General features: G+C 47.0%; 16 protein-coding genes and 5 pseudogenes. 12 read left to right on the top strand and 9 right to left on the bottom strand.

From position 1 onward, the window contains the following. Positions 1-293 precede the first annotated feature (293 nt). Positions 294-1,726 (top strand): annotated as a pseudogene (ptsG, locus tag TZ48_RS04145) (PTS glucose transporter subunit IIBC). Positions 1,727-1,823: 97 nt separating this feature from the next. Here ptsG and TZ48_RS04150 read toward each other — a convergent pair. The 4 genes and pseudogenes from TZ48_RS04150 to TZ48_RS04165 form a co-directional block, all read right to left on the bottom strand. Continuing rightward, complete coding sequence (locus tag TZ48_RS04150) at positions 1,824-2,375, bottom strand: GNAT family N-acetyltransferase (RefSeq protein ID WP_112478351.1); 552 nt, start codon at positions 2,373-2,375, stop codon at positions 1,824-1,826. 132 nt (positions 2,376-2,507) lie between these two features. Continuing rightward, a complete protein-coding gene (locus tag TZ48_RS04155; RefSeq protein WP_112478352.1) occupies positions 2,508-3,320 on the bottom strand; it encodes a peptidoglycan binding protein CsiV in 813 nt (270 codons plus the stop codon). Positions 3,321-3,444: 124 nt separating this feature from the next. Further along, positions 3,445-6,898, bottom strand: a pseudogene (mfd, locus tag TZ48_RS04160) (transcription-repair coupling factor). Positions 6,899-6,904: 6 nt separating this feature from the next. Beyond that, positions 6,905-7,474, bottom strand: a complete 570-nt coding sequence (locus TZ48_RS04165) for a PilZ domain-containing protein (protein WP_112478353.1) — start codon at positions 7,472-7,474, stop codon at positions 6,905-6,907. A gap of 176 nt (positions 7,475-7,650) precedes the next feature. Between TZ48_RS04165 and lolC the strand changes: the two genes are divergently transcribed. From lolC to lolE, 3 genes are read left to right on the top strand one after another with little or no spacing between them, the layout of a single operon-like run. Further along, on the top strand, positions 7,651-8,859 hold the full coding sequence (gene lolC, locus TZ48_RS04170; protein ID WP_162674483.1) for a lipoprotein-releasing ABC transporter permease subunit LolC: 1,209 nt from the start codon (positions 7,651-7,653) through the stop codon (positions 8,857-8,859). Then, positions 8,852-9,559, top strand: coding sequence for a lipoprotein-releasing ABC transporter ATP-binding protein LolD (lolD, locus tag TZ48_RS04175; protein WP_112478355.1), 708 nt, complete (start codon positions 8,852-8,854; stop codon positions 9,557-9,559). Before lolC ends, lolD begins: the two co-directional genes overlap by 8 nt. Before the next feature lie 13 nt (positions 9,560-9,572). After that, positions 9,573-10,811 (top strand): lipoprotein-releasing ABC transporter permease subunit LolE, encoded by a 1,239-nt coding sequence (lolE, locus tag TZ48_RS04180; protein ID WP_112478356.1) that lies wholly within the window; start codon positions 9,573-9,575, stop codon positions 10,809-10,811. A gap of 223 nt (positions 10,812-11,034) precedes the next feature. Here lolE and TZ48_RS04185 read toward each other — a convergent pair. Further along, positions 11,035-11,543, bottom strand: a pseudogene (locus TZ48_RS04185) (DUF2062 domain-containing protein). A gap of 73 nt (positions 11,544-11,616) precedes the next feature. Here TZ48_RS04185 and TZ48_RS04190 point away from each other — a divergent pair. The 5 genes from TZ48_RS04190 to kdsB are packed head-to-tail and all read left to right on the top strand — an operon-like array spanning position 11,617 to position 17,541. After that, on the top strand, positions 11,617-13,833 hold the full coding sequence (locus TZ48_RS04190; RefSeq protein ID WP_338062249.1) for a DNA internalization-related competence protein ComEC/Rec2: 2,217 nt from the start codon (positions 11,617-11,619) through the stop codon (positions 13,831-13,833). A 30-nt stretch (positions 13,834-13,863) separates the two neighbouring features. Further along, on the top strand, positions 13,864-15,615 hold the full coding sequence (gene msbA, locus TZ48_RS04195; RefSeq protein ID WP_112478358.1) for a lipid A ABC transporter ATP-binding protein/permease MsbA: 1,752 nt from the start codon (positions 13,864-13,866) through the stop codon (positions 15,613-15,615). Then, positions 15,615-16,619, top strand: a complete 1,005-nt coding sequence (lpxK, locus tag TZ48_RS04200) for a tetraacyldisaccharide 4'-kinase (RefSeq protein ID WP_112478359.1) — start codon at positions 15,615-15,617, stop codon at positions 16,617-16,619. The genes msbA and lpxK overlap by 1 nt, the downstream gene beginning before the upstream one ends. After that, positions 16,609-16,788 (top strand): Trm112 family protein, encoded by a 180-nt coding sequence (locus tag TZ48_RS04205; protein WP_006075338.1) that lies wholly within the window; start codon positions 16,609-16,611, stop codon positions 16,786-16,788. Before lpxK ends, TZ48_RS04205 begins: the two co-directional genes overlap by 11 nt. Beyond that, positions 16,789-17,541, top strand: coding sequence for a 3-deoxy-manno-octulosonate cytidylyltransferase (gene kdsB / locus TZ48_RS04210; protein WP_112478360.1), 753 nt, complete (start codon positions 16,789-16,791; stop codon positions 17,539-17,541). A gap of 32 nt (positions 17,542-17,573) precedes the next feature. Here kdsB and TZ48_RS04215 read toward each other — a convergent pair whose 3' ends face one another. Further along, the gene (locus tag TZ48_RS04215; protein WP_112478361.1) at positions 17,574-18,338 is read right to left on the bottom strand and encodes a pseudouridine synthase; all 765 of its coding nucleotides are present in this window, start codon (positions 18,336-18,338) and stop codon (positions 17,574-17,576) included. A 311-nt stretch (positions 18,339-18,649) separates the two neighbouring features. On the opposite strand from TZ48_RS04215, the gene TZ48_RS04220 reads away from it, so the two are divergent. Next, positions 18,650-20,872, top strand: coding sequence for an NADP-dependent isocitrate dehydrogenase (locus TZ48_RS04220; RefSeq protein WP_112478362.1), 2,223 nt, complete (start codon positions 18,650-18,652; stop codon positions 20,870-20,872). A gap of 94 nt (positions 20,873-20,966) precedes the next feature. Here the strand turns inward: TZ48_RS04220 and cspD are convergent. Beyond that, positions 20,967-21,187, bottom strand: a pseudogene (gene cspD / locus TZ48_RS04225) (cold shock domain-containing protein CspD). 586 nt (positions 21,188-21,773) lie between these two features. On the opposite strand from cspD, the gene clpS reads away from it, so the two are divergent. Both clpS and clpA read left to right on the top strand, forming a co-directional pair. Further along, the gene (gene clpS, locus TZ48_RS04230) at positions 21,774-22,094 is read left to right on the top strand and encodes an ATP-dependent Clp protease adapter ClpS (protein ID WP_112460455.1); all 321 of its coding nucleotides are present in this window, start codon (positions 21,774-21,776) and stop codon (positions 22,092-22,094) included. Positions 22,095-22,135: 41 nt separating this feature from the next. Then, entirely contained in the window at positions 22,136-24,418 is a 2,283-nt protein-coding gene (clpA, locus tag TZ48_RS04235) for an ATP-dependent Clp protease ATP-binding subunit ClpA (RefSeq protein ID WP_112478363.1), read from the top strand. Positions 24,419-24,582: 164 nt separating this feature from the next. Here the strand turns inward: clpA and infA are convergent, their stop codons facing one another. Both infA and TZ48_RS04245 read right to left on the bottom strand, forming a co-directional pair. Continuing rightward, positions 24,583-24,801 carry a translation initiation factor IF-1 gene (gene infA, locus TZ48_RS04240; RefSeq protein WP_001040192.1) on the bottom strand — a complete coding sequence of 73 codons (219 nt, stop codon included), beginning with the start codon at positions 24,799-24,801 and terminating at the stop codon, positions 24,583-24,585. Positions 24,802-24,882: 81 nt separating this feature from the next. Further along, positions 24,883-25,351: pseudogene (locus TZ48_RS04245) on the bottom strand (arginyltransferase); the annotation flags it as partial.

Raw genomic sequence — 25,351 nt, forward strand, 5'->3', positions numbered from 1 at the left:
AGCCTATTTTATTCACTAAGTAAAATTAATTGATATAAATATAAAGTGTATTTATATCAATGCTTTATGTGTATTGAAAACCATTACACAAGCCTATTCGAAACGTGATCCATACGTAGTTTTGAAACTAAATTTCGTAAGTGTGTAGAAACCTTGAGTGCCATCAAGATATATTTAGAGGCAGAAAATATAATTCGAATCGTGGTTACATTTTCTATGGGTGCTAACATTTAGGCTACGGGGGTGTGCCGTTAGAGCCCATAAATACTAATAACTTTATCAGGAGCATAAACATGTTTAAGAACCTTTTTGCTAACCTGCAAAAATTGGTAAGTCTCTGATGCTACCAGTATCGGTACTACCAGTTGCAGGTATTCTACTTGGGGTAGGTGCTGCTAACCTAGGCTTCATTCCAGATGTGGTTTCAAACCTAATGGAACAAGCTGGTGGTTCAGTATTCGGCCAAATGGCATTGCTATTCGCTGTAGGTGTAGCACTAGGCTTTACTAACAACGACGGTGTTGCAGGTCTTGCAGCTATCGTTGGTTACGGCATCATGACTGCAACGCTAAGCGTTATGGCTGGTGTTATGGGCGTTGAGAAAATCGATACAGGTGTACTAGGTGGTATCCTTGTCGGTGGTGTGGCTGCTTGGGCATTCAACCGTTTCTTCAAAATCCAACTTCCAGAGTACCTTGGCTTCTTCGCTGGTAAGCGTGCTGTGCCAATCATCACTGGTTTCACTGCAATCGCGCTTGGTATCGTACTGTCAATCGTATGGCCTCCAATCGGTTCTGCAATCGGTGCATTCTCTCACTGGGCAGCTGAGCAAAACCCACAACTAGCATTCGGTATCTACGGTGTTGTTGAGCGTTCTCTAATCCCATTCGGTCTACACCACGTTTGGAACGTACCATTCTTCTTCGAAGCAGGTACTTGTGTGAACGCTGCAGGCGAAACTCAAAACGGCGTACTAACTTGTTACCTAGTTGCAGACGAAGCGTCTCGTGCTGCTGGTAATGGCTTCGGTCAGCTAGCGGGTGGTTACATGTTCAAGATGTTCGGTCTACCAGCTGCTGCAATCGCTATTGCACACTGTGCTAAGCCAGAGAACCGCGCGAAAGTTATGGGTATCATGGCTTCTGCAGCTCTAACATCGTTCCTAACAGGTATCACTGAGCCAATCGAATTCTCTTTCCTATTCGTTGCTCCAGTACTTTACGGAATTCACGCTCTACTAGCAGGTTCTGCATACGTTGTTGCTAACACTGTAGGTTTTGTACACGGTACATCATTCTCACACGGCCTAATCGACTTCCTAGTTCTATCTGGTAACTCTCAGAAGATTGGTCTAATGGTGGGTATCGGTCTAATCTACGCAGCTATCTACTACTTCGTGTTCCGCACAGTAATCACAGCTATGGATCTTAAGACTCCAGGTCGTGAAGACGAAACAGAAGACGCAGCAGCAGCAGTTTCTGGTAACGAAATGGCTGGCGAACTAGTTGCAGCGTTCGGCGGTAAAGCAAACATCACAGGTCTAGATGCATGTATCACACGTCTACGTGTTGCTGTAGCTGACACTGAAATCGTTGACCAAGACAAGCTTAAGCAACTTGGTGCGGCAGGTGTTGTTGTAGTATCAGGTGGTGTTCAAGCTATCTTCGGTACTAAGTCTGATAACCTGAAAACAGACATGGATGAGTGGATTCGTAACCACGGCTAATCAGCTCAATCCAAATTGAATAAAAAAGGAAGCGAAAGCTTCCTTTTTTTTCGTTCGGATCCTGACCAGTGAAATACGTTTTTAATTGAGAAGTGCTTTATGCTGTGCGTGTGTTGGGAGTAATCGAGTAGACCATGCCTTCTCTGGGTTCCCCGTTAAACACATAGCGATTCTGCGCGATACATTCAAAGGTGGCACCTAAACGCTGAGCAAGGTGGTGACTAGGCGAGTTGTCCGGGTCACAGACAATCTCTAAGCGAGTAAGGAGTAGGTGAGCAAAGGCGAATTCAATAATCGCTTCCATCGCTTCTAGAGCGTAACCTTGATGCTGCGCTGAATCCTTTAGCCAGTAGCCAAGACTTCCCATATTGAAGGTATGATAAAACTCATTGAATGCAGCCATGCCGAGAAACTCGTCGCTATCGCGGTCAAACAAAGCGAAGCCAAATGCCGACGCTTTTACCCAATTGAGGCGCGTGGCACTAATAAATTCGAGAGCTTCTTCTTCGGTGTAATTTGAGTGACACCAATCAATCCACTGATGAAGTGACGGTGAGGTTTGGATCGCTTTTGCAAACTGTGGTGCATGTTCTGATGTTAGCAGACGTAAGCATAAGCGCTTGGTGTATATGGTGTAATTGACGTTCATAGGCAGAGTATAAACGTTTATGCGAGTGAGTTCACAGCTCGGTTAGCTTTTTGAGAGTTGGGGAAATTAAATAAAAAAGACCCGCAATGCGAGTCTTTAAAACCGGAGTGTATCTAGAAGAGTGTGGTTCGACTAGTTTTGAACACGTCTAACTTGAATGATCATCCCCATTAACGGGTGATCGAGGTAGTGTGTTTCACTGCTGCGCATACGACGTTTTTGATCAAGGCGATAGTCTTTCAAGAAGGTCAATGTTTCACGCTGTGGCTCAATGGCTTCTAAGTTACCAGCGATAACATTGCTATCTGACTGCGCGACATCAGCGGTTGTTTCTGTGCTTGCGTCAGTGCCTGTAATTTCAACTGGAGCCTCGCTTAATGGCGCTTCAACAATCACTTGCTTGGTACTAGGTGATTTAAGATCAAGCTGCGCCTCGGCATATAGGTAGTGCTGAACATAAATCTGCAGTTTTCCGTCAAGTTCATACAATGGTCTATCGATGGCTTGTTCAGTGACGCCTTCAACAGGTGATGACGTGTTGCTTAGACTGCCTTTCTCGGAACCATCAGAGTAAAACTCAGTGGAGTAATCTTTACCTGCGCGAAGGTGGAAGATAGGAGCAGAGCCTTTGCCATTGTCACCTTGGCGCCATGCTTTATGCAGCAACACTGTGTAACCAGCATGGTTTCTAAGCTTGCTCACTTCTTCTTTTAGCTGAAAAGAGGCTGTAGGCAACACGGTGACATTTTTCGATGCTCGATAGCTCGCATCGTTGAGAGAGCCAGCGCGACTAAAATCAATGTCTGCCACATCGTTGGGCCATGATTCATTCACTTTTTCAGGATTGACTGCGCGCTTAAAAACGATCACTTCTATGTCAAATTGTCTCTGTGCCAAACTTGGCATTGAGACCAATAGGAGTAGCAGTGGGATCAGCTTTTTCATTGTTTCTCCATTGATGGCCACTGTCGGTGAGTGGGACCCAGTATATCAATTAATACAAAGTGTTGCCGAAACAATTTGTGCCATTCATCAGCTTTATGTTTCGGCAAGGCTCAACTTGTGTCGTCTAGGCCGGTAGTCGGTTGGCCTCAAACTCATCAAGCATGCTGTTCAAGTAGTTCAGGCGCTTACGGCGATCAGTTAACGATTCCATAAACTTAAACTTGGTCGGCCCTTCCATCGCGAACTTGGTTGGTTGAGCTTGAAGTAGTTTAACCAAGAAGGCCGGGTTAATGTCAGCGTCTGGATAAAACTCAATATAGCCGCCTTTCTCATGCGCTTCTACTTTCTTCACTTTCAGCGATCCGCCACGAAGTTTCATCTTGGCCACTTCAAGTAGGTGTTTCGCTGCATCAGGAAGTAGACCGAAGCGATCGATAAGCTCGACTTTAAGCTCGTTAAGTTCATCTTCGTTGCCTACACTCGCAATACGTTTATACATCGACAAACGGGTGTTAATGTCTGGAATGTAATCGTCTGGAATAAGAGCAGGGATCCTTAGCTCAACTTCGGTTTGCTCACGAAGTAGATCGTCTAGGGAAGGTTCGCGACCTTCCTTAAGTGCTTCCACCGCTTGCTCTAGCATTTCCATATACAGGGAGAAGCCTACAGACTGGATCTGTCCACTTTGCTCATCACCTAGCAACTCACCGGCACCACGTATTTCGAGATCGTGGGTGGCAAGGGTGAAGCCCGCCCCAAGTCTTCGAGTGAAGCGATGGCATCTAAACGCTTGATTGCGTCTTTGGTCATTGCTTTAGGGTGCGGCGTCAGCAGATACGCATAAGCTTGGTGGTGCGAACGACCCACTCGGCCACGGAGCTGGTGCAACTGTGCAAGACCTAAGTTATCGGCTCTGTCCATAATGATGGTGTTCGCTGTCGGAACATCGATACCAGTTTCGATGATGGTGGTACATACCAACAAATTGAAGCGTTGATGATAAAAGTCGTTCATCACGCGCTCAAGTTCGCGCTCGCGCATTTGACCGTGAGCGACAGTCACGCGTGCCTCTGGCACCAGCTTTTCAAGATCAGCGGCCACTTTTTCGATGGTTTCTACTTGGTTATGCAGGAAGTAGACCTGACCACCACGCATGATCTCACGAAGGATCGCCTCCCTAACCACGCTATCTTCGTTTTGACGGACAAAGGTTTTAATCGCGAGTCGTCTGGCTGGGGGGTGGCGATGATAGACAAATCGCGCATACCACTCATGGCCATGTTTAGTGTTCTTGGAATTGGCGTTGCGGTCAGCGTCAGAATATCGACATCCGCTCGCATCGCTTTTACTTTTTCTTTTTGACGAACACCAAAGCGGTGCTCTTCGTCTACGATAAGTAGGCCTAGGTCTTTGAATCGAATATCACTGGAAAGTAGCTTGTGGGTACCCACCACAATATCGACTTTTCCATCGGCGACATCTTGTAGAATCGCTTTTTGCTCTTTGGCTGACTTAAAGCGTGACAGCACTTCTACTCGGATCGGTAGGTTGGCGAAACGATCACGGAAGTTTTCAAAGTGTTGCTGAGCGAGTAGCGTGGTCGGCACTAAAACCGCCACCTGTTTGCCATTGTCTGTAGAGACAAAGGCAGCTCGCATCGCCACTTCTGTTTTACCGAAGCCTACGTCACCACACACTAGGCGGTCCATCGCTTTTGGTTGGCACATATCTGACATGACGGCATTTATCGCCTGAGCTTGGTCATCCGTTTCTTCGAAAGGGAAGCCTGCTTTGAAGGTGGCGTATTGGTCACGGTCTAGCTTGAATTTGTAGCCCGGTTTGAGTTCACGCTTGGCATAGACGTCAAGCAGTTCTGCGGCCACATCTCGAACTTTTTCAGCCGCTTTACGGCGTGCTTTCGCCCACGCTTCGCCGCCGAGTTTGTGTAGCGGTGCAGATTCCTCTGCGCCGCCAGAATAACGACCAATAAGGTTGAGTGAGGCAACAGGTACGTAAAGCTTGGCATCGTTTTGATACTCAAGCGTGACATACTCCGTGGTCATTCCGCCAGCTTCAAGTGTCTGTAAGCCCACATAGCGACCAATGCCGTGGTCGATGTGCACGACAGGTTGCCCGGGTTTTAGCTCAGCGAGGTTTCGAATGACCGTGTCGCTGTTTATAGAGCGCTTTTCTTTCTTGCGGCGTTGGATAACTCGGTCACCCAACATGTCACTTTCACAGATAAGTGCAAAGCTCTCTTGGAAGCGGAATCCGTGTTCGCATTGGCCGATGATCAGAGTGAAACGTTCATTACTGGCAAGGGCTTCAGAAAGACTGCTTTGCTCAACAGGGCGAAGCTTAATGCGATGTAGGAGCTCGAGTAGTGCTTCGCGGCGACCTTCAGATTCTACTGAAAAGACAATATTACCGCTAAACTGCTCGGTAAATTGACGGATCTGCGCCATTGGCTCTTTGAGCTGATGTTGCACCGTAATGTCTGGAAGTGCCTCAACCGGCGCGTTGGCGCGCCCTGCTTTCTCCTCGATCGCATCCGTATGGTATTGCAACTGTGGATATTGCTTAAGGCGGCTAAAGAACTCATCTTTTTCCAGCCAAAGTTCTTTGGGTGCTAACAATGGTCGAAGTGGGTCGACTTTACGTTGCTCGTAACGGCTATCGACATCTGTTAGGAAAGTATCGACGGCGGTTTCTACTTCTCCCACCATGATGACTTGTGCGTCATCACTAACATAATCAAATAAGGTTTCCGTATGATCAAAAAATAGTGGCTGCCAATATTCGATACCTGCAGGCCAAGTCCCTTTCGTCACTTGCATGTAGATGGATTCCGGCTCGCGTCTGGCATCAAACTGCTGACGCCAACGCGTTCGAAACTCTTCGATGGCCTCTTTGGTGGTCGGAAACTCATGAGCGGGCAGCAGGCGGATCTCTGAAATGTCTTCGATTGAGCGCTGATTTTCAGGGTCAAAGGTGCGAATGGTATCGATCTCATCATCGAAAAAGTCGATGCGATAGGGTGCAGAGCTGCCCATTGGGTAGAGATCTAAAATCGATCCGCGGCTGGCGTATTCACCGGGCCCAAAGACTTGGTCAACGTGACGATAGCCTGAGTTCTCGAGCTGTACTCTGAGCTTATCGAGAGAGAACAGATCGCCTGTTTTCACCATTAAGGTGTGCTGCATTAGATAGTCGCGTGGACTTTGGCGCTGTAGCAAAGTGCTCACGGGTACTATGGTGATGCCATTGGACTGTTGTGGCAGAGCGTACAGTCTAGCGATACGATCGGAGATAATATCTTGATGCGGCGAGAAATTGTCATAAGGCAGTGTTTCCCAATCTGGGAACAGAGCAACGTCTCCCGGATAGAACTGCTCTAACTCACCTTGAAGTTTTAGCGCTAGCTGGGGATCTGGCACCACTAGCAAGGTATGCTGGTTATGGGCTAATGCGTGTTCACCAATAGACAGCGCAAGGGCGCCACCAATCAGGTTTCCGAGATGTTTTTTATCACCTTTGCCTTGTGGGGCATTCAGTGGAAGTAGTGGAGAATGACTCATAATGGATTAATTGTTTTCTCTATCTAACGAGCGCTGACGAAGCAGTTTTTGTTGCTGATGTAAGGCTGCCTTAATAAGAAGGTCTTGGTGCTCTTCCAAAATACGAACAAAGGAAAGCGTAATGAGATAGCCGTCGTCTTGTGGCTCTACTTGAGTAACTTCAGCATAACAATAGACGCCAGAAGGCGGGTGATCTAAAAACAGTTTCAGTTTGGCATATTGTCCAACCTGCAAGGCGTCGCGATTGACGTAGCTCAACTGGCTAGCACCAAAGCTTCTGGTGATATGGCGGAGCTCTGGCTCGTCTTGCTGGGCGATCATGTAGTTGAGCAGCAAATTGAGTTTGCTATTTTGTTGTTCGAGCAGCTCAGCGACATGTTTTAGGTTGTGCTGGCTAAGCTCATGCTGAGCGGCATCTGTCTTTTGATCAAGCTGACTGAACTCGCTTGATGCAACGAATGAAGGCGGGATTTCCGCAATGTAGTCCGTTAATTCAGGAAGCTGTGAGCCCATAGCGAGTGGTTCAATGTTTGCTTTCAGCGGTCCGTTTACGGTAAAGAAGTCGTTGTGCTGCATAGTTTTTCCCTAAATCAACATCTGTTAATTATCTCTGTGTATCCGTGAGTTATCAAGAAAACGGCCGATGAATTCGGCAAAAGTCGGTAATTTAAAAGGAAAATGACATACAGGGCTACAACCCTGACAGTTTTCTGGTTACATTAGCTAGTAGTTATCTTTCTATGGCGAACACTATGTTTCACCCCTTGCCAATTTTTATTGGGTTGCGTTATCTCAGAGGCCGCTCCGGCGACCGATTCAGTCGGTTTGTCTCTTACATGTCTACCGCAGGTATCACGATTGGTGTGCTGTCTCTGGTCACGGTGTTGTCGGTGATGAATGGCTTTGAAGCCCAGCTTAAAGGCCGGATCTTAGGCGTACTGCCTCAAGCGGTCATCAGTCATGACACAGGTCGAGTTTCAATAGCTGAGAAGCCTGTTGATTTGCTCTCTCAATATTCCGGCAGTCAACCTGCAGTCCCTATTGTTCGAAGTGAAGCGGTATTACAAAGTCATCAAGGACTTGCCGCCGCAATGATGATCGGTATTGAGCCGGACAGTGATGACCCGATTCGCTCTCGCATCGTCAGTGGCAGTTTGGAGAGACTAAGCGCTGGAAAGTATCAAGTGTTGCTTGGTCACAGCTTAGCGCGGGAGCTGGACGTTCGAGTGGGTGACAAAGTCCGTCTAATGGTCACGAGCGCCAGTCAGTACACGCCATTAGGCCGGATCCCTAGTCAGCGTATGTTTACCGTTGCTGGACTTTACAGCACCGGCTCTGATGTGGATAGTCAGCTCGTAGTGACCCATATTGCTGACTCCGCCAAGCTCATGCGTTACAAACCGGGTGAAGCCAGTGGCTGGAGACTCTTCTTTGAAGACCCGTTTGTTGTTTCTGAGCTGAGTAGTCAACCGCTTCCAGAGGGATGGCGTTGGAGTGATTGGCGCGAGCAAAGAGGCGAGTTATTCCAAGCTGTGCGCATGGAAAAGAACATGATGGGGCTAATGCTTGGGCTCATTATTGGTGTCGCTGCGTTCAATATTATTTCTGCGCTTATTATGGTGGTGATGGAGAAGCAGTCCGAGGTGGCTATCCTAAAAACGCAAGGGATGAGTGACCGACAGGTGCTAGCTATCTTTATGGTGCAAGGCGCGAGCAGTGGCGCGGTGGGAGCCGTCGTTGGTGGCCTGCTGGGTGTGTTGCTTGCGACTAACCTTAATAGTCTCTTAGATGCGATGGGCGTCGCGCTGTTTAGTTTTGGAGGGCAATTACCAGTGGTGATTAACCCGTATCAAATTATTGTTGTTGTGGTTGGCGCGGTGTTGCTCAGCTTAGCCGCAACCTTATTTCCTTCTTATCGAGCATCGTCAGTGAAACCCGCAGAGGCCCTTAGATATGAGTAATCCATTAATCGCGTGTCGTAACATTCGCAAAACCTACCACGACGGCGCAGTTGATACGGAAGTGCTAAAAGGGGTGAGCTTTGACATTGAAAAAGGGGAGTTGGTATCGATTATTGGCTCGTCTGGTTCGGGTAAATCGACTCTATTGCATGTGTTAGGTGCACTCGATGAAGCAAGCGAAGGAAGTGTCGAGTTTCTCGGTCAGTCTTTGCTTGATATGGGTAGTAACCAGCAAGCCAAGTTACGTAACCAACATTTAGGTTTTGTGTATCAATTCCACCACCTTCTGAGTGACTTTACTGCTGTCGAAAATGTCGCGATGCCGCTATTGATTGGTGGTGTCAAGGTCAGTCAGGCACGTCAAGAGGCGAGCGATCTTTTGGAGCGCGTGGGACTTGGACATCGACTAAAACATCGCCCTTCTGAGCTGTCTGGTGGCGAACGCCAACGTGTTGCGATTGCTAGAGCTCTGGTGAACAAGCCTGATTTGGTGCTGGCTGATGAACCAACAGGTAACTTAGATCATGCAACTGCGCTGTCGATTTACGATCTGATGCGCACTTTGAACCGTGAGTATGGTACGGCGTTTTTGGTGGTCACCCATGATAATGAACTGGCCGCTAAAATGGACAAACAGCTGCACATGCAGGATGGTCTTCTGGTCAACGCAGTAACAACTGCTGAGACAGTTGGCGCATAGGTAAGGAGCAGTCGTGTCATTATCGTTTTTTATAGGTAAACGCTTTAGTAAAGCCAAGCAGCGCAATAAAATGGTCTCGTTTATTTCCATGTCATCCATCGTTGGAATTGCGGTGGGCGTTGCGGTTATTGTTATTGGTCTATCAGCGATGAACGGCTTTGAGCGTGAGCTAAAAAACCGAGTGCTGTCGGTGATTGCCCATGGTGAGTTTGAAGGTGTCAATGCGCCCATTAGTGGCTGGCAAAATGTTGTTGATGCCTCACTCAATCACTCGCGGGTCGAAGGGGCAGCGCCTTATGTACGCTTAACGGCGCTGGTGGAAAAAGGCGCTCAACTCAAAGCGGTTGAACTGAGAGGCGTTTCACCTGAACTTGAGAGTCAAGTCTCGACACTGCCTAGTTTTGTATCGCAAGCCGCGTGGTCTGAGTTCAGAGCCGGTGAACAACAAGTGATTTTAGGTCAAGGTGTTGCACAGCAAGTGGGCGTGGATGTGGGAGACTACGTCACATTAATGATCCCAACCAGTGGCGATGCCAGCAAAGTACAATCGCCGAGGCGTGTCCGTGTAAAAGTAACCGGATTACTAGAACTGAATGGCCAGATTGACCATAGCTTGGCGATCGTACCTTTGGAAGATGCGCAAAGTTATGCGCGACTTGGTGACAGAGTCACGGGCGTATCGATAAAAGTAGATAACGTGTTTGATGCGCCATTAGTGGTGCGTGAAGTTGGTAACACTCTTAACGAGTATGTGTATCTTCGTAGCTGGAAGCAAAAGTACGGCTTTTTGTATCGCGATATTCAACTGGTTAGAACCATTATGTATCTTGTGATGGTACTGGTTATCGGAGTGGCTTGTTTTAATATTGTCTCGACGCTTATGATGGCGGTAAAAGATCGCGCCTCTGAAATTGCGATTCTGCGCACCATGGGTGCGACGGACGGTTTGATTAAGCGAATCTTTGTCTGGCAGGGCGTATTCTCGGGAGTGGTGGGCAGTGTGGTCGGCGGCATCGTCGGCAGTGTTGTTGCGCTTAACTTAACGCCAATCATTTCCTCGTTGGAGGATCTGCTTGGTCATAAGTTCTTATCTGGGGATATTTACTTTGTTGACTTTTTACCATCACAACTGGTTTGGAATGACGTGTTACTGGTAGCCGGTACTGCAACCTTGCTCAGTCTTATCGCAACGTGGTATCCGGCGACGAAAGCCAGCCAACTCAACCCGGCTACGGTACTCAGCGCTAAGTAGTTGTCTAAATGGACGGTGAGTTTTATCACTGATTTATTTTTCTCACAGACTTATTTTTCTAACAAACTTAAAGACAAAAAGGACCACATGATGTGGTCCTTTTTAGTGCGCTCTCTCTTTCGTTACTTTCTGTCTTTAGTCGCTGTCTGACTTGTCAGTTTCAACGTCACGTCGTCCAGATCACAGAGTCAGCGAGATTCGTTGTACTTCGAGAGTAATCTAATTAACGTGTTGAGCGCTGTTGCCAACTGCGTACAACGGAATAGCGCCAAAGACCTCGAATTCCGAAATAACCAGCGAGCGCACTAACGACACCACAAATCGTGCATCCGAGTAGAAATGGGGGCCAATTGTTGCCATTTGCTCAGAGAGGTACTGCCACGATAATTCGAAGTGGAACGGTTGTGGTGGTGTATTCATGCAGAATGCGCCAACTTTATAGGCGAAGTAGAACAGCACCGGCATTGTCACGGGGTTGCTGATCCAAACGAGAGCAACAGAGAGAGGTAAGTTCACCCCAAATAGAATCGCCAGGCCGGCAGCCATGATCATTTGACTTGGTAGTGGTACAAACGCCATAAACAGGCCAACCGCAAATGCGCCTGCCGCAGAGCGACGGTTTAAGCACCATAAGTTCGGGTTGTAGAGGACATTGCCGAACACTTTCAATGCCTTTTGTTTTTTGATCATCTCGTGATCAGGCATGAAACGTTTAATAAACTTTCTTGGCATAGGAAAACATGGCTCTGTTAACAAGCATCGCAGTTCCACTTTGCTATTCATTAGTACTGATTAGCGTCGTTTGGTGGCCTGTGATGCCAAGTACTGTTTGGTTGATCCCGGCGTCTTGATAAGTATCGCCTGCCTAATAACACGTCGCTGGCTATTTTCCGCGGCGTTTATTGCAATGTCCTTAGCGTTGATACAAGGGAACCTTTTCAAGTACCAATCTAGGGTACTTTTTCAATTTGGCACAGATATTACCATAAAAGCGCGAGTTGACAGCTATTTTAAGAAAATAAGTCATGGCAATGAAGTTCAAGCCACTGTTCTCACGGTTAATGATCAGAAAATCCCGTTGTTTTTACGACCTAAAGTGTTGCTAAGGTCGCCGACCGCATTACCTCCAGGTGCTTTTATCACTGGGTCGGTGTCTGTGAATCCTATATCCGGGACGCTCAATAGAGCGGGATTTGATCGAGAAAAACATCTATTTTCACAAGGTATCGCGGCGAATGTCACTCTATCGACCAAAAACCATACTATTGTAGTAAGCCGCCCACATTGGCGATCGAGTTTTCACCGCGCTGTTCGTAATGCAACCAAGCATAGCCGATTTCAAGGACTTTATCTCGCACTGATATTTGGAGACCGCAGTGAGCTTGGCGATGAGATGCGGCGTCAGCTTCAGTATAGTGGCCTTTCCCACCTTATTGCGATTTCTGGGTTACATGTGGGGATCGTTTTTGCACTGGGCTACGCGGCCGCAACCATGGTTTTTACTCTTTTCAAAATGGTGCTTCGCTCCAAAGCGAGCGCTTGGTTGACGCTTTATGGTTTACCGCTCAGTTTGTTTATTGGCTTTGTTTTCGCATTGCTCTATTGCGCCTTGGGATACTTTGCTATTTCAACAGTACGGGCGCTGATCATGTTGGCGGTCATAATTGGGTTTTTGCTATGGCAAGCACGAATTCATCGGCTTTTGATCATCTTGTTAGCGTCGTCAGCGGTATTAACCCTATTCCCGTTTTCTGCTGCAAGCCTGAGTTTCTGGCTATCATTTTCAGCCGTTACGCTCCTCGTGATGACTCATGCTTGGTTGGCAGCAAGGCAAAACGTTGTCGTAACAGTGCTCTCACTCCACCTAGTGCTGTCGCTATGCTTCATTCCGATTGTTGGCTATCTATTCCAAGGTATGTCATTGGTTGGGGCGCTCTATAATGTCTTATTTGTCGCGTGGTTTAGTGTGTGCATTGTGCCTCTATGTCTGGTTGCTGCATTGCTAACTTCGGTGACGACCTGTTTCGATTGGCTATGGAGTCTCCTCGATATTGCGTTGACGCCACTAGAGCTTGCTATTGGGTTCGCCCCTTCGTTTTGGTTGGACATTGGCGTTGGGGATCTAGCACTCTTGCTGCCGTTGGTTGTTTTGACTCTGCTCTACAGATGGCTGTCTCGACAAGCGCTGTATACCCTGACGCTACTCACCCTGTTAATACGGCTTGGCCTGGAGCGTGAGTCTGAGGTTTCGGTGCAGTTTTTTGATGTGGGGCATGGCTTGGCGGTAGCCATTATTCAAGGTGACGAGGCGGTTATTTATGATACAGGAGGCGCTAATGACCACTTTTCAATGGTAGATACGGTCGTAACGCCAAACTTGATTGCCGCCGGGGTAACACATGTAAACGGGCTGATTCTTAGCCATGGTGATAATGATCATGCTGGTGGAGAATTATCACTGCAAAAGCGCTGGCACCCTAAATGGATTCGCCGTCCAGAGGGAGATACGACGGACACACAATGCGTTCAAGGTACTCAATGGCGTTGGAAGGCACTGGAGTTTTTGGTGTTGTGGCCTCCAAAACGAGTTCCACGGGCTTATAACCCTCATTCTTGTGTCGTGCTGGTTACCTTTGAGAAAGGCAACTCATCTAAGCGACTGTTGCTGACCGGCGATATAGAAAAAGTGAGTGAGATACTGTTGGCAAGATACCTTGAGCCTCTGTCAATCGATGTAATGAGTGTGCCTCATCATGGCAGTAGTACATCATCTTCGTCTTTTCTGCATAGAACAATTGATGCCAAAAACGTCGTGGCCTCGACTCGATTTCATTCAAGATGGGCTTTGCCGAGTCCCAGGGTTAGAGCGCAGTATCAACAAAATGGCAGCACTTGGTTTGAAACGGGGGTTGATGGGCAGGTCATATTCGACTTTTCTGGTCAAGAAATCATCGTTTCCACAACGAGGTCCGAATACCTCGACCCTTGGTATAGGCAGATGTTACGAAGCAGAGTAGAATGAAAGGATAGTAAAAAGAAACGATAAAGAATTATGTCGCAAAATCAAGACGAAACTACGCTACAAACGTTTAAGCGATTGTGGACGTATATCCGTGAGTACAAGACAGGTCTAGTAGTGGCGGTGATCGCATTGGTCATCAATGCAGCAGCAGACACTTACATGCTGTCATTACTGAAACCTCTCCTTGATGAAGGATTTGGTGATGTCGAATCCAATTTCCTAAAAGTTCTTCCACTTATTATCATTGCTATGATGTTTATTCGCGGTTTGTCCGGGTTTGTTTCGACTTACTGCTTGAGCTGGGTATCGGGCAACGTAGTGATGCATCTGCGAAGAGGCATCTTTAATCATTTCATGCATATGCCAGTCTCGTTTTTTGATAAAGAATCGACGGGCGGTTTACTGTCTCGAATTACCTATGACTCAGAACAAGTCGCGGGAGCGACGAGCCGCTCGCTAGTCAGCATTGTTCGTGAAGGGGCAAGTATTATTGGTCTATTGTTCTTGATGTTTTGGAGCAGTTGGCAGCTTTCACTGGTACTTCTGGTTGTTGCTCCCGTTGTCGCCTGGGCAATTCGATTCGTCTCTAAGCGTTTTCGTAAGATCTCGCATAACATGCAGACGTCTATGGGTCATATGACGACCTCAGCAGAACAAATGCTGAAAGGCCACAAAGTGGTATTGAGCTACGGCGGGCAAGAGGTTGAAAAGGCGCGATTTGATGACATGAGCAATCAAATGCGTCAGCAGACTATGAAGATGGTTGCTGCATCTGCCATTGCAAACCCTGTGATTCAAATGATCGCGTCTCTTGCGCTTGTTGCTGTGTTGTATCTAGCGAGCTTTGATGAAGTTCGTGAGCAGCTTACTGCGGGTACATTTACGGTCATTTTCTCAGCGATGTTCTCATTGATGCGTCCACTTAAAGCACTGACTGGTGTGACGGCAGAGTTCCAGCGCGGTATGGCTGCGAGCCATACCTTGTTCAGCCTTATGGATCTCGAAGTAGAGCGTGACAATGGCACGATCGAAATTGAGAAGGCAAAAGGCGATCTCGCAGTGAAAGACATCACTTTCACGTACGCAGGCACCGAGAAGCCTGCGCTTCGCAACGTGAGTTTTGATTTGCCGGCAGGAAAAACCATCGCGCTAGTGGGACGTTCGGGCTCAGGAAAAAGTACCATCGCTAACTTATTTACCCGCTTTTACGACATTGATAGCGGCAGTATTGAGCTCGATGGTCACAAGATTGAAGACATTAAACTGACTAACCTGCGTAAACATTTTGCGCTGGTTTCGCAAAATGTACATTTGTTCAACGATACCATTGCCAACAATATAGCGTACGCGACAGATGGCCAATACTCTCGGGCGCAGATTGAGCATGCGGCTGAGTTGGCGCACGCAATGGAGTTTATCAACAACCTAGACCAAGGTTTGGATACTGTTATTGGTGAGAATGGCGCAAGCCTTTCTGGTGGCCAGCGCCAACGCATTGCGATTGCGAGAGCCCTGCTTCGGGATGCACCTATCTTGATTCTGGATGAAGCGACCTCGGCACTCGATACTGAATCTGAACGCGCTATCCAGGCCGCACTCGATGAGCTACAAAAAGACAAAACAGTATTAGTGATTGCACACCGTCTGTCGACCATTGAAGACGCGGACGAAATATTAGTGGTCGATGATGGTGAGATCATTGAGCGTGGAGATCACAAGACTCTGCTGGACCACCAAGGTGCGTATGCTCAGCTACACAAAATCCAGTTTGGTGAGCACTAGTGATAGAGCAAATCTGGTTTGGTAAACATCCGTTGGGGTTGCTGTTGTGGCCGCTGCTGTGGCCACTGAGTAGACTTTATCGTCTTATTGCAGCCAAACGTCGTAAAGCTTATGCATTGGGTGATAAGCCAAGCTATCGCTCCAGCGTGCCAGTGATCGTTGTAGGCAACATTACAGCGGGCGGCAACGGTAAAACGCCGATGGTGGTGTGGCTCGTTGAACAACTGCTAAAACAGGGCAAAAAACCAGGCGTGGTCTCGCGTGGTTACGGCGGAAAAGCGAGTGCGTACCCGCTACTGGTTACCTCAGAGACTACCGCAAGCGAATGTGGTGATGAGCCTAAACTCATTTTCGAAAGAACGCAGGTTCCAGTTTGTGTGGACCCGGTTCGAGCCAATGCCGTTAAGCATTTAGAATCACTTGGGGTGGATGTCATTATTACTGATGACGGCTTACAGCATTATGCCCTGGAGAGAGCTTTCGAAATCGTGGTGATTGATGGTGTGAGGCGTTTTGGCAATCAGCAGCCTATTCCACTCGGTCCACTGAGAGAGCCGTTATCAAGGCTTGATGAAGTCAACCTACTCGTCGTTAATGGTGGGGATATAGAAGCTAATGGACGCGAAAAACGCTTTACTCTTGCTCCGAATATGGCGATTAATTTGAGCAACGGTCAAACTGCTTCGGTTGAAGAACTGGGTAGCTTGGCTGCATTTGCTGGGATAGGGCACCCTCCACGCTTTTTCGACACCTTAAGCCAACTTGGAGCGAACCTTGTAAAAACGCAAGGGTTTGCTGACCACCAAGCGTTTGATGAGACAAAGCTAGCAGAATTTAGTCATGGCGTGGAAAACATCATTATGACCGAGAAAGATGCGGTAAAATGCCGCTCATTTTCAAAGGATAATTGGTGGTATTTGCCAGTCTCGGCACAGTTTAATCGCCAAGATGGTGAGCAAATACTACAAGAAATCAATAAGGTAATAGAGAGTTATGGATCATAGATTACTTGAGATCGTCGCATGCCCAGTATGCAAAGGAAAGCTAACCTTCGATAAAGATAAACAAGAACTTATTTGTAAGCTCGACCGCCTTGCTTACCCTATCAAAGAGGGTATTCCAGTGTTACTCGAACCTGAAGCGCGCCAAATGAGCATGGAAGAGGGTCGTTAAATGGCATTCACGGTTATCATTCCTGCTCGTTACAACTCATCGCGTCTGCCGGGTAAGCCTTTGGCTGACATTGGTGGTAAACCTATGGTGCAACACGTCTATGAGCGTGCGAAACAATCTGGTGCAGAGCGTGTCATCGTTGCAACGGACGATGTACGTGTTGAAGCTGCAGTACAAGGCTTTGGTGGTGAAGTGTGCATGACGTCACCTGATCATGAATCGGGTACTGAGCGCTTAGCCGAAGTGGTTAAATTGATGGGTATCGATGACGACCATACCATAGTCAATGTACAAGGGGATGAGCCGTTGATTCCAGCGAGCATTATTGCTCAGGTAGCGGAAAACCTTCAATCTAGCCAAGCACCAATGGCAACTTTAGGTGTGGCGATTGAGCATGAAGCCGAAGTGTTCAATCCGAACGCAGTTAAAGTGGTTACCGATCAACATGGATTTGCGCTCTATTTTAGCCGAGCTACTATTCCATGGGATCGTGATGCTTACGCAAGTGAGCCTAAATCCGTGGCTAAACAGCCTTTGATGCGCCACATTGGTATCTATGCTTACCGAGCAGGCTTTATTAATACCTATATTAACTGGGCACCTAGCGCGCTTGAAAAAATAGAGTCGTTAGAGCAGTTAAGAGTGCTTTGGTATGGTGAACGCATACATGTTGCGCTTGCTATAGACCCACCTCCAGCGGGTGTTGATACCCCAGAAGATCTTGAGCAAGTTCGAGCGTTAATAGCCAACTAACTTCTTACCACTTACTAATAGTCACCGACCAATTAGGTCGGTGGTTTTGTTTTTTGGGTTCTGTTTGCTAAGAACTCTGCTTTTTGAACCAAATCTGTCGCCGGAATTTCACGCCATTCCCCGGGTTGAAGGGTGTCTAGCGCATATTTACCCATACTAGCGCGAATCAAGCGTAGCGTCGGAAAGCCAATATTGGCGGTCATACGGCGCACCTGACGGTTTCGTCCTTCAATAATCGTTATACTCAACCAGGTCGTTGGAATATTGGCACGAAAGCGCACAGGCGGCTCTCTGTCCCATACGCTAGGCTCTTGCATGCGCTCAATTTTTGCTGGTAATGTTGGCCCATCTTTGAGCTCGACGCCGTTGCGAAGTTTATCTAAATCGGCCTCAGTTGGGTCGCCATCAACTTGAACCCAGTACGTCTTTTCAGACTTCGATTGCGGCTGAGTAAGTCTCGCCTGCAGCACTCCGTCGTTGGTGAGTACCATCAAACCTTCACTGTCTCGGTCAAGCCGACCAGCGGCGTAAACATCTTTGATCGGAATATAGTCTGCCAGCGTTTTTCTTCCCTCACCGTCAGTAAACTGACTCAGGGTGTCGTAGGGTTTATTGAACAGTATGACTTTGCGATCGCGTGGCTCTGGACGCTTTTTTTCAGGCTTTGAAGAAGCGCCAGGTTTACGTCTTCTGGTCTGTCCAGTTTGTTGGCGTTTATGTTGGCTTTTTTGTTTGAATTGACCTGATGATGAGCGATTAGGGCGAGGGGAACCTTTACGCGCTGTTTTAATTGTCATGTTAACTACCTTGCAAAAATGTAAACAAACTGTGTGGTTTAGTTTTGTCTACGAGTGTTTTGAGCTATCATGAGCGCGCTCAAAAACAGGAATAACGCACAAGATAATAGACTAATTGACCAATTTTGTTTAATTATAAGTGCTTAGGATTTCGTTCGACTGAACAAAATTACGCCAAAACCTTGGGTTTTCATCTGAAACTGTCTTAGATTCGCCCACCGATTGGTGTCCAGTCGCAACGTTTACGCCGTCCACTTGGAGGCGTTAATTGATAAGGGTGCTCAGCCCGATTAGAACGATAGGGAAATTTCATGCCTACAGAAAAGCCGACAATCATCTATACCATTACTGATGAAGCGCCAGCGCTGGCAACATATTCATTGCTACCGATCATTCAGTCATTTACAGCGTCTTCTGGTATTGATGTTGATACACGAGATATTTCACTAGCAGGGCGTATTATTGCTAACTTCCCTGACTACTTAAAAGAAGAGCAGCGCATCGGTGATGCATTGGCCGAACTTGGTGAGCTAGCAAAAACGCCAGAAGCAAACATCATTAAACTTCCAAACATTTCTGCCTCAATACCTCAGCTACAAGCGGCTATCAAAGAGCTGCAAGCGAATGGTTATGCTCTTCCAGACTACCCAGAAGAGCCAGCGAATGCAGAGCAAGAGGCGATCAAAGCGACATACGACAAAATTAAAGGCAGTGCGGTAAACCCAGTGTTGCGTGAAGGTAACTCTGACCGTCGTGCGCCATTGTCTGTTAAGAATTACGCGAAGAAAAACCCACACTCAATGGGAGCGTGGTCTAAAGATTCTAAGTCGCACGTTGCTAGCATGTCTGGCAATGACTTTTTTGGTAGCGAAAAATCGGTGACTACAGAAAGCGCGACAGATGTGCAGATCCGATTCACATCGGCGTCAGGTGAAACAAAAGTTCTAAAAGAAAAAGTGGCTCTGCAGGCGGGTGAAATCATTGATGCTTCAGTGATGAACAAAAACGCGCTGGTCGCTTTCTTTGAAGAACAGATTGAAGAAGCGAAGCAGCAAGATGTGTTGCTGTCGCTGCACATGAAAGCGACCATGATGAAGGTTTCTGATCCGGTTATCTTTGGTCACGCAGTAAAAGTTTACTACAAGGCGGTCTTTGACAAGTACGCTGCACTATTTGAAGAGCTAGGCGTTGATGTTAATAATGGTATTGGTGACGTCTACGCGAAAATTGCTTCACTACCAGCGGCGCAGAAAGCTGAAATTGAAGCTGATCTTGCTGCAGTGTACGAGACTCAACCACCACTAGCGATGGTTGACTCTGACCGCGGCATCACTAACCTACACGTGCCAAGCGACATCATTGTTGATGCGTCAATGCCAGCAATGTTGCGCTCTTCTGGTCAAATGTGGGGACCAGATGGTAAGCAAAAAGACACGAAAGCGATGATCCCAGATCGCAGCTACGCTAGCATCTATCAAGCAGTGATCGATTTCTGTAAGCAGCACGGTGCATTTGATCCAACGACAATGGGCAGCGTGCCTAATGTTGGTTTGATGGCGCAAAAAGCGGAAGAGTATGGTTCACACGACAAAACGTTCATCTTGGATGCAGCAGGCACTGTCTCTGTTGTTGACGCTGAAGGTAATGTGCTTATCGAGCAGCAGGTTGAGGAAGGTGATATCTTCCGTATGTGTCAGGTGAAAGATGCGCCAATTCAAGATTGGGTGAAGTTGGCTGTGACTCGTGCACGCGCGTCTAGTACGCCAGCCGTATTCTGGTTGGATGAAAATCGCGCACACGATGCCGAGCTTATCAAGAAGGTGAACCAGTACCTACCTGAGCACGACACTACGGGTCTTGAAATCCACATCAAGTCGCCTCTAGAAGCAACGCTGTTCTCGCTAGAGCGCATCAAAGAAGGCCTAGATACGATTTCTGTCACAGGTAACGTACTTCGCGACTATTTGACGGATCTGTTCCCGATTCTTGAACTTGGTACTTCTGCGAAAATGTTGTCAATCGTACCGCTTATGAACGGTGGCGGCCTATTTGAGACGGGTGCTGGTGGTTCTGCTCCTAAGCACGTTCAACAGGTTCAAAAAGAAAACCACCTACGTTGGGATTCTTTAGGTGAGTTCTTGGCTCTTGCGGCCTCTCTAGAGCACCTAGCGGTTGTTTCTGGTAATGAGAAAGCGAATGTACTAGCTAAAGCACTGGATGCTGCGACAGGTAAGTTCCTAGACAACAACAAGTCGCCTTCACGTAAAGTGGGTGAGCTTGATAACCGCGGCTCTCATTATTACCTAGCGCTTTACTGGGCTCAGGCTCTGGCAGTGCAAACTGAAGATGCAGCATTGGCAGAAGAGTTTGCTACCATTGCAGAGCAGCTTGCATCCAATGAAAGCATCATCGTATCTGAGCTAAACAACGCTCAAGGTGTAGCGGGTGAACTTGGTGGCTACTACCAGCCAAATGATGCGAAAGCTTCTAAGCTGATGCGTCCAAGTGCAACGCTAAATAGCATCATTGGCTGATAGCGATTAGACATAAAAAAACCACCTTCGGGTGGTTTTTTTATGTGTTACGGTCAGTATTTTCGGGTAATTCGTATTGATTAGTAAATGACAACTACTTCGCTAGATCACCTTCTACCGGTGTTACTACGCTGGCGTGATAGCCTTTGGCCCTTCTTCTACTTCGTAGTTCACTTGCTGGCCAGCCTTTAAAGTTCGGTAGCCGTCCATCTTAATTGTCGAGTAGTGAGCAAAAATATCGCCGTCTTCACCTTCTGGACAAATAAAGCCAAATCCTTTGGCATTGTTAAACCATTTTACTGTACCTATCGCCATGCTATACATCCCTCATGCATTTTGTAACTGAAGTTGCGGTAGAAGATACTGACCGTTGGTAAATCTACTTACTTCATTGAGACTATTTGTTGTGAATCTACGTACCTTAAACTGAGGACTTTCCACCTTTTGTCATCCTTATGAGAGAGCTGAGCGCTCAATCTTAGGCGTGTAGTTGTGAGAAAATTCCCATTCCCTGAGGCATAGTGATTCATAACTTGTTAAATTTTAGTCACTAGTTAACCACTCTAGTCAAACATTGAGCGTAGTCAATAGGAAATAGGTATAAATAACTACATATTCTATACATATGCGCTTTGGTTTTAACAAATGTGCAATGGAAAGCTTTTGTTTACATGCCCTTAATGTATGCTAGACAAAAGGAGGAATAAGTTTTTTCAACTTGGCTCATATGTGACACACTCTAATAGCATTGTTTTGTTTGCAGCGATACAATTGGTGCATTAGTCTCTTTATAAGAGATGTTTTTCGAGTGACAGACACCGAGAGTACGTTAGCTCTAGCTAAACCTCCTTTGACTGACACAGTGTTTTGACTTTAAAAGAAAACTCTCAAACATTTGGCCATGAGTAAAAATTTTGAATGGGTGACTCCAGACTCAGACTTATTGGAGAAAGAAAAAACTAAGGTTGAGCCACCGGCGCTGTATAACGTTATCCTCAATAACGACGATTACACTCCGATGGACTTTGTTGTAGAAATCTTGGAACGCTTTTTTTCACTCAACGAAGATAAAGCAACACAGGTGATGTTAGCTGTGCACTACGAAGGCAAAGCTGTTTGTGGCACATTCACCGCCGAAGTTGCTGAAACGAAAGTTGCTCAAGTGACCATGTATTCAAGGGAACATGAACACCCACTATTGTGTACCATGGAAAAAGCCTAATTTTCGCTTGAATGGCGCTTGCCATTCCTTAGGAGGTACTTATGCTGAACAAAGAACTAGAATCGAGTCTGAACGGTGCATTCGCTCGTGCCCGTGACAAAAGACATGAATTCATGACCGTAGAGCATCTCCTTTTAGCTTTGTTGGAAAATGACTCGGCTAAAGAGGCCCTTACTGCTTGTAACGCTAATCTAGAAACGCTGCGTAATGAGCTTGATATTTTCATCGACCAAACGACGCCGCTTATTCCCGACTCTGACGACACCCGCGAAACTCAACCTACATTGAGCTTCCAACGCGTGCTTCAGCGTGCTGTTTTCCATGTTCAGTCTTCTGGTCGCAGTGAAGTCACTGGTGCCAACGTGCTTGTCGCAATTTTCAGTGAACAAGAATCTCATGCTGCTTACCTCCTTAAAAAGAACGACATTAGCCGCCTAGATATTGTTAACTTTATTTCCCACGGCATTACGAAAAATGCCGGGCCTTCTGGTGATGAACCGTCAAGCGGTTCACTGGGCGGAAGTAGCGAGAGTATTGAAGAAGCGAATGGTGAAGATCGCTTAGAGAGTTTTGCGACTAACCTTAACCAAGTCGCGAAAGCCGGCAATATCGACCCACTTATTGGTCGCGATAAAGAGCTTGAGCGAACGATTCAAGTACTTTGCCGCCGTCGTAAAAACAACCCACTACTAGTTGGCGAAGCTGGCGTCGGTAAAACGGCCATAGCTGAGGGCTTGGCGTGGAGAATTGTTGAAGGCCAGGTGCCAGAAGTAATTAGTAATAGCGTGATCTATTCACTTGATATCGGCTCACTGCTAGCGGGTACCAAGTATCGAGGCGACTTTGAGAAACGCTTTAAAGCGATTCTTAAGCAGCTTGAAAAAGAAGATGACGCTATCCTATTTATCGATGAGATCCATACTATCATCGGTGCGGGTGCCGCATCCGGCGGTCAAGTCGATGCAGCCAACCTTATCAAACCGCTATTGAGCAGCGGTAAGCTTCGCTGTATTGGTTCAACAACCTACCAAGAGTACAGCAACATCTTTGATAAAGAGCGTGCGCTGTCTCGTCGATTCCAGAAGATTGACGTGGTTGAGCCATCACTAGATGATACAACGAAGATCCTTATGGGTCTGAAACCGAAATACGAAGAACACCACGAAGTCCGTTATACCAACAAAGCACTTCGTGCGGCGGTTGAGCTATCGGCTAAATACATCAATGAGCGTCACTTGCCAGATAAAGCGATTGACGTGATTGACGAAGCGGGTGCGCGCAGCCGATTAGTACCAGCAAGCCGCCGTAAGAAAACGGTAGGTGTTGCTGATATCGAAGCTATGGTGGCTAAGATGGCTCGTATTCCAGAAAAATCGGTCTCATCGTCTGATAAAGATATTCTTCAGAACCTTGATGAGAAGATGAAGATGCTGGTATTTGGTCAAGACCAAGCCATCGATGTGTTGTCTGAAGCTATCAAGATGACTCGTGCAGGTCTCGGCAATGATGACAAACCAGTGGGCTCTTTCTTGTTTGCAGGCCCAACCGGTGTTGGTAAGACGGAAGTCACGGTGCAGCTATCGAAATTGCTTGGTATAGAGTTACTTCGTTTTGATATGTCTGAATACGGTGAGCGTCACTCTGTCAGCCGCCTAATTGGTGCGCCTCCAGGTTATGTTGGTTACGACCAAGGTGGTTTGCTGACTGATGCTGTCATTAAGCACCCTCATTCAGTGGTACTTCTGGATGAAATTGAGAAAGCACACCCGGATATCTTTAACTTGCTCCTACAGGTTATGGATAACGGCACACTGACGGATAATAATGGCCGTAAAGCCGATTTCCGCAATGTTATCCTAGTCATGACCAGTAACGCTGGTGTGACAGAAACTGAGAAGAAATCGATCGGTCTGATCCAACAAGATCACAAGCCGGATGCGATGGGTGCTATCAAGCGTGTGTTTACGCCAGAGTTCCGCAATCGTCTTGACGGAATAATCTGGTTCAATAGCCTAGATGATGTTGTTATCCACCAAGTGGTTGATAAATTTATTGTCGAGCTTCAAGCTCAGCTTGATACGCGTGGCGTATCGCTTGAGGTTTCTGATGAAGCGCGTGATTGGCTTGCAGTCAAAGGTTACGATAAGACCATGGGTGCACGTCCAATGGGTCGCGTTATCCAAGATAAGCTTAAGAAGCCACTGGCCAATGAGCTTCTGTTCGGCAGTCTGGTTGACGGTGGTACGGTACGCGTATCGCTTAAAGATGATGACCTTGTGTTCGACTATGTTGGAGCGAAAGAAGAAGCAGAAGCTCATCATTGATTGAAATTGGGACTAGTTCTATATGCAAAAAAGCGTGCGAGAAATCGTACGCTTTTTTTGTGCCCAGCTTTGTGAAGTTTGGCGAGATGTAGAGTTTCTCAAACAAAGCGCAATAAAAAACGGAGCGACTGGCTCCGTTTTTTATTGCATTCGGCAATCGTAGATTAACGAGCGCGGAAGACGATGCGGCCTTTAGATAGGTCGTATGGAGTCATCTCTACAGTTACTTTGTCACCAGTAAGGATACGGATGTAGTTTTTGCGCATCTTACCAGAGATGTGTGCAGTTACTACGTGACCGTTTTCTAGTTCAACACGGAACATTGTGTTTGGTAGAGTATCAAGGACAGTGCCTTGCATCTCAATTACGTCTTCTTTAGCCATTTAATCCTCTTTCGAAATGTGGCGCTTTTAACGGCGCGCATTGTGCCGTTAAAATCTCAATAAGTAAAGTTGCGGTGTATTCTACCCTTGCCAACGCTGATTTACTAGCCTTTGATGACGTCCGAAGCGGGTTTTGTAGTTCATTGCTGCACAATCATCGATTTGATAACCGAGGTAAAGCCACTGCTTTTGATATTGCTGACAGTATTCAAGCTGACACAGTACAGCGAAGGTACCTAGCGAGAGTGCGTAATCTGGGTCAAAAAAGGTATAGAAAGCGCTCGCGCTGTTGTCTAGAACATCGGTGATAGCGACGGCAATTAAGGTTTCGCCATCAAAGATATGTAGGTAGTGCATGGTTAGCCATTGGCACTGTGCAAAATCAAAAAATTCCTTTTCTCGCGGTGGTACATAGACCCGCTTGAGTGTCGTCCTTCAATGTATTTAGAATAAAGCGAGAACCAATTCTCATCGAGTTCTGTTCGTATTTCCCAGCGCAGATGCTTGCCTTTAGAGCGCAGGCGCTTTTGGCTTTGGGTTGGCTTAAAAT

It is taken from the genome of Vibrio variabilis (assembly GCF_003263785.1).
In the GTDB taxonomy this organism is placed as follows: domain Bacteria; phylum Pseudomonadota; class Gammaproteobacteria; order Enterobacterales; family Vibrionaceae; genus Vibrio; species Vibrio variabilis.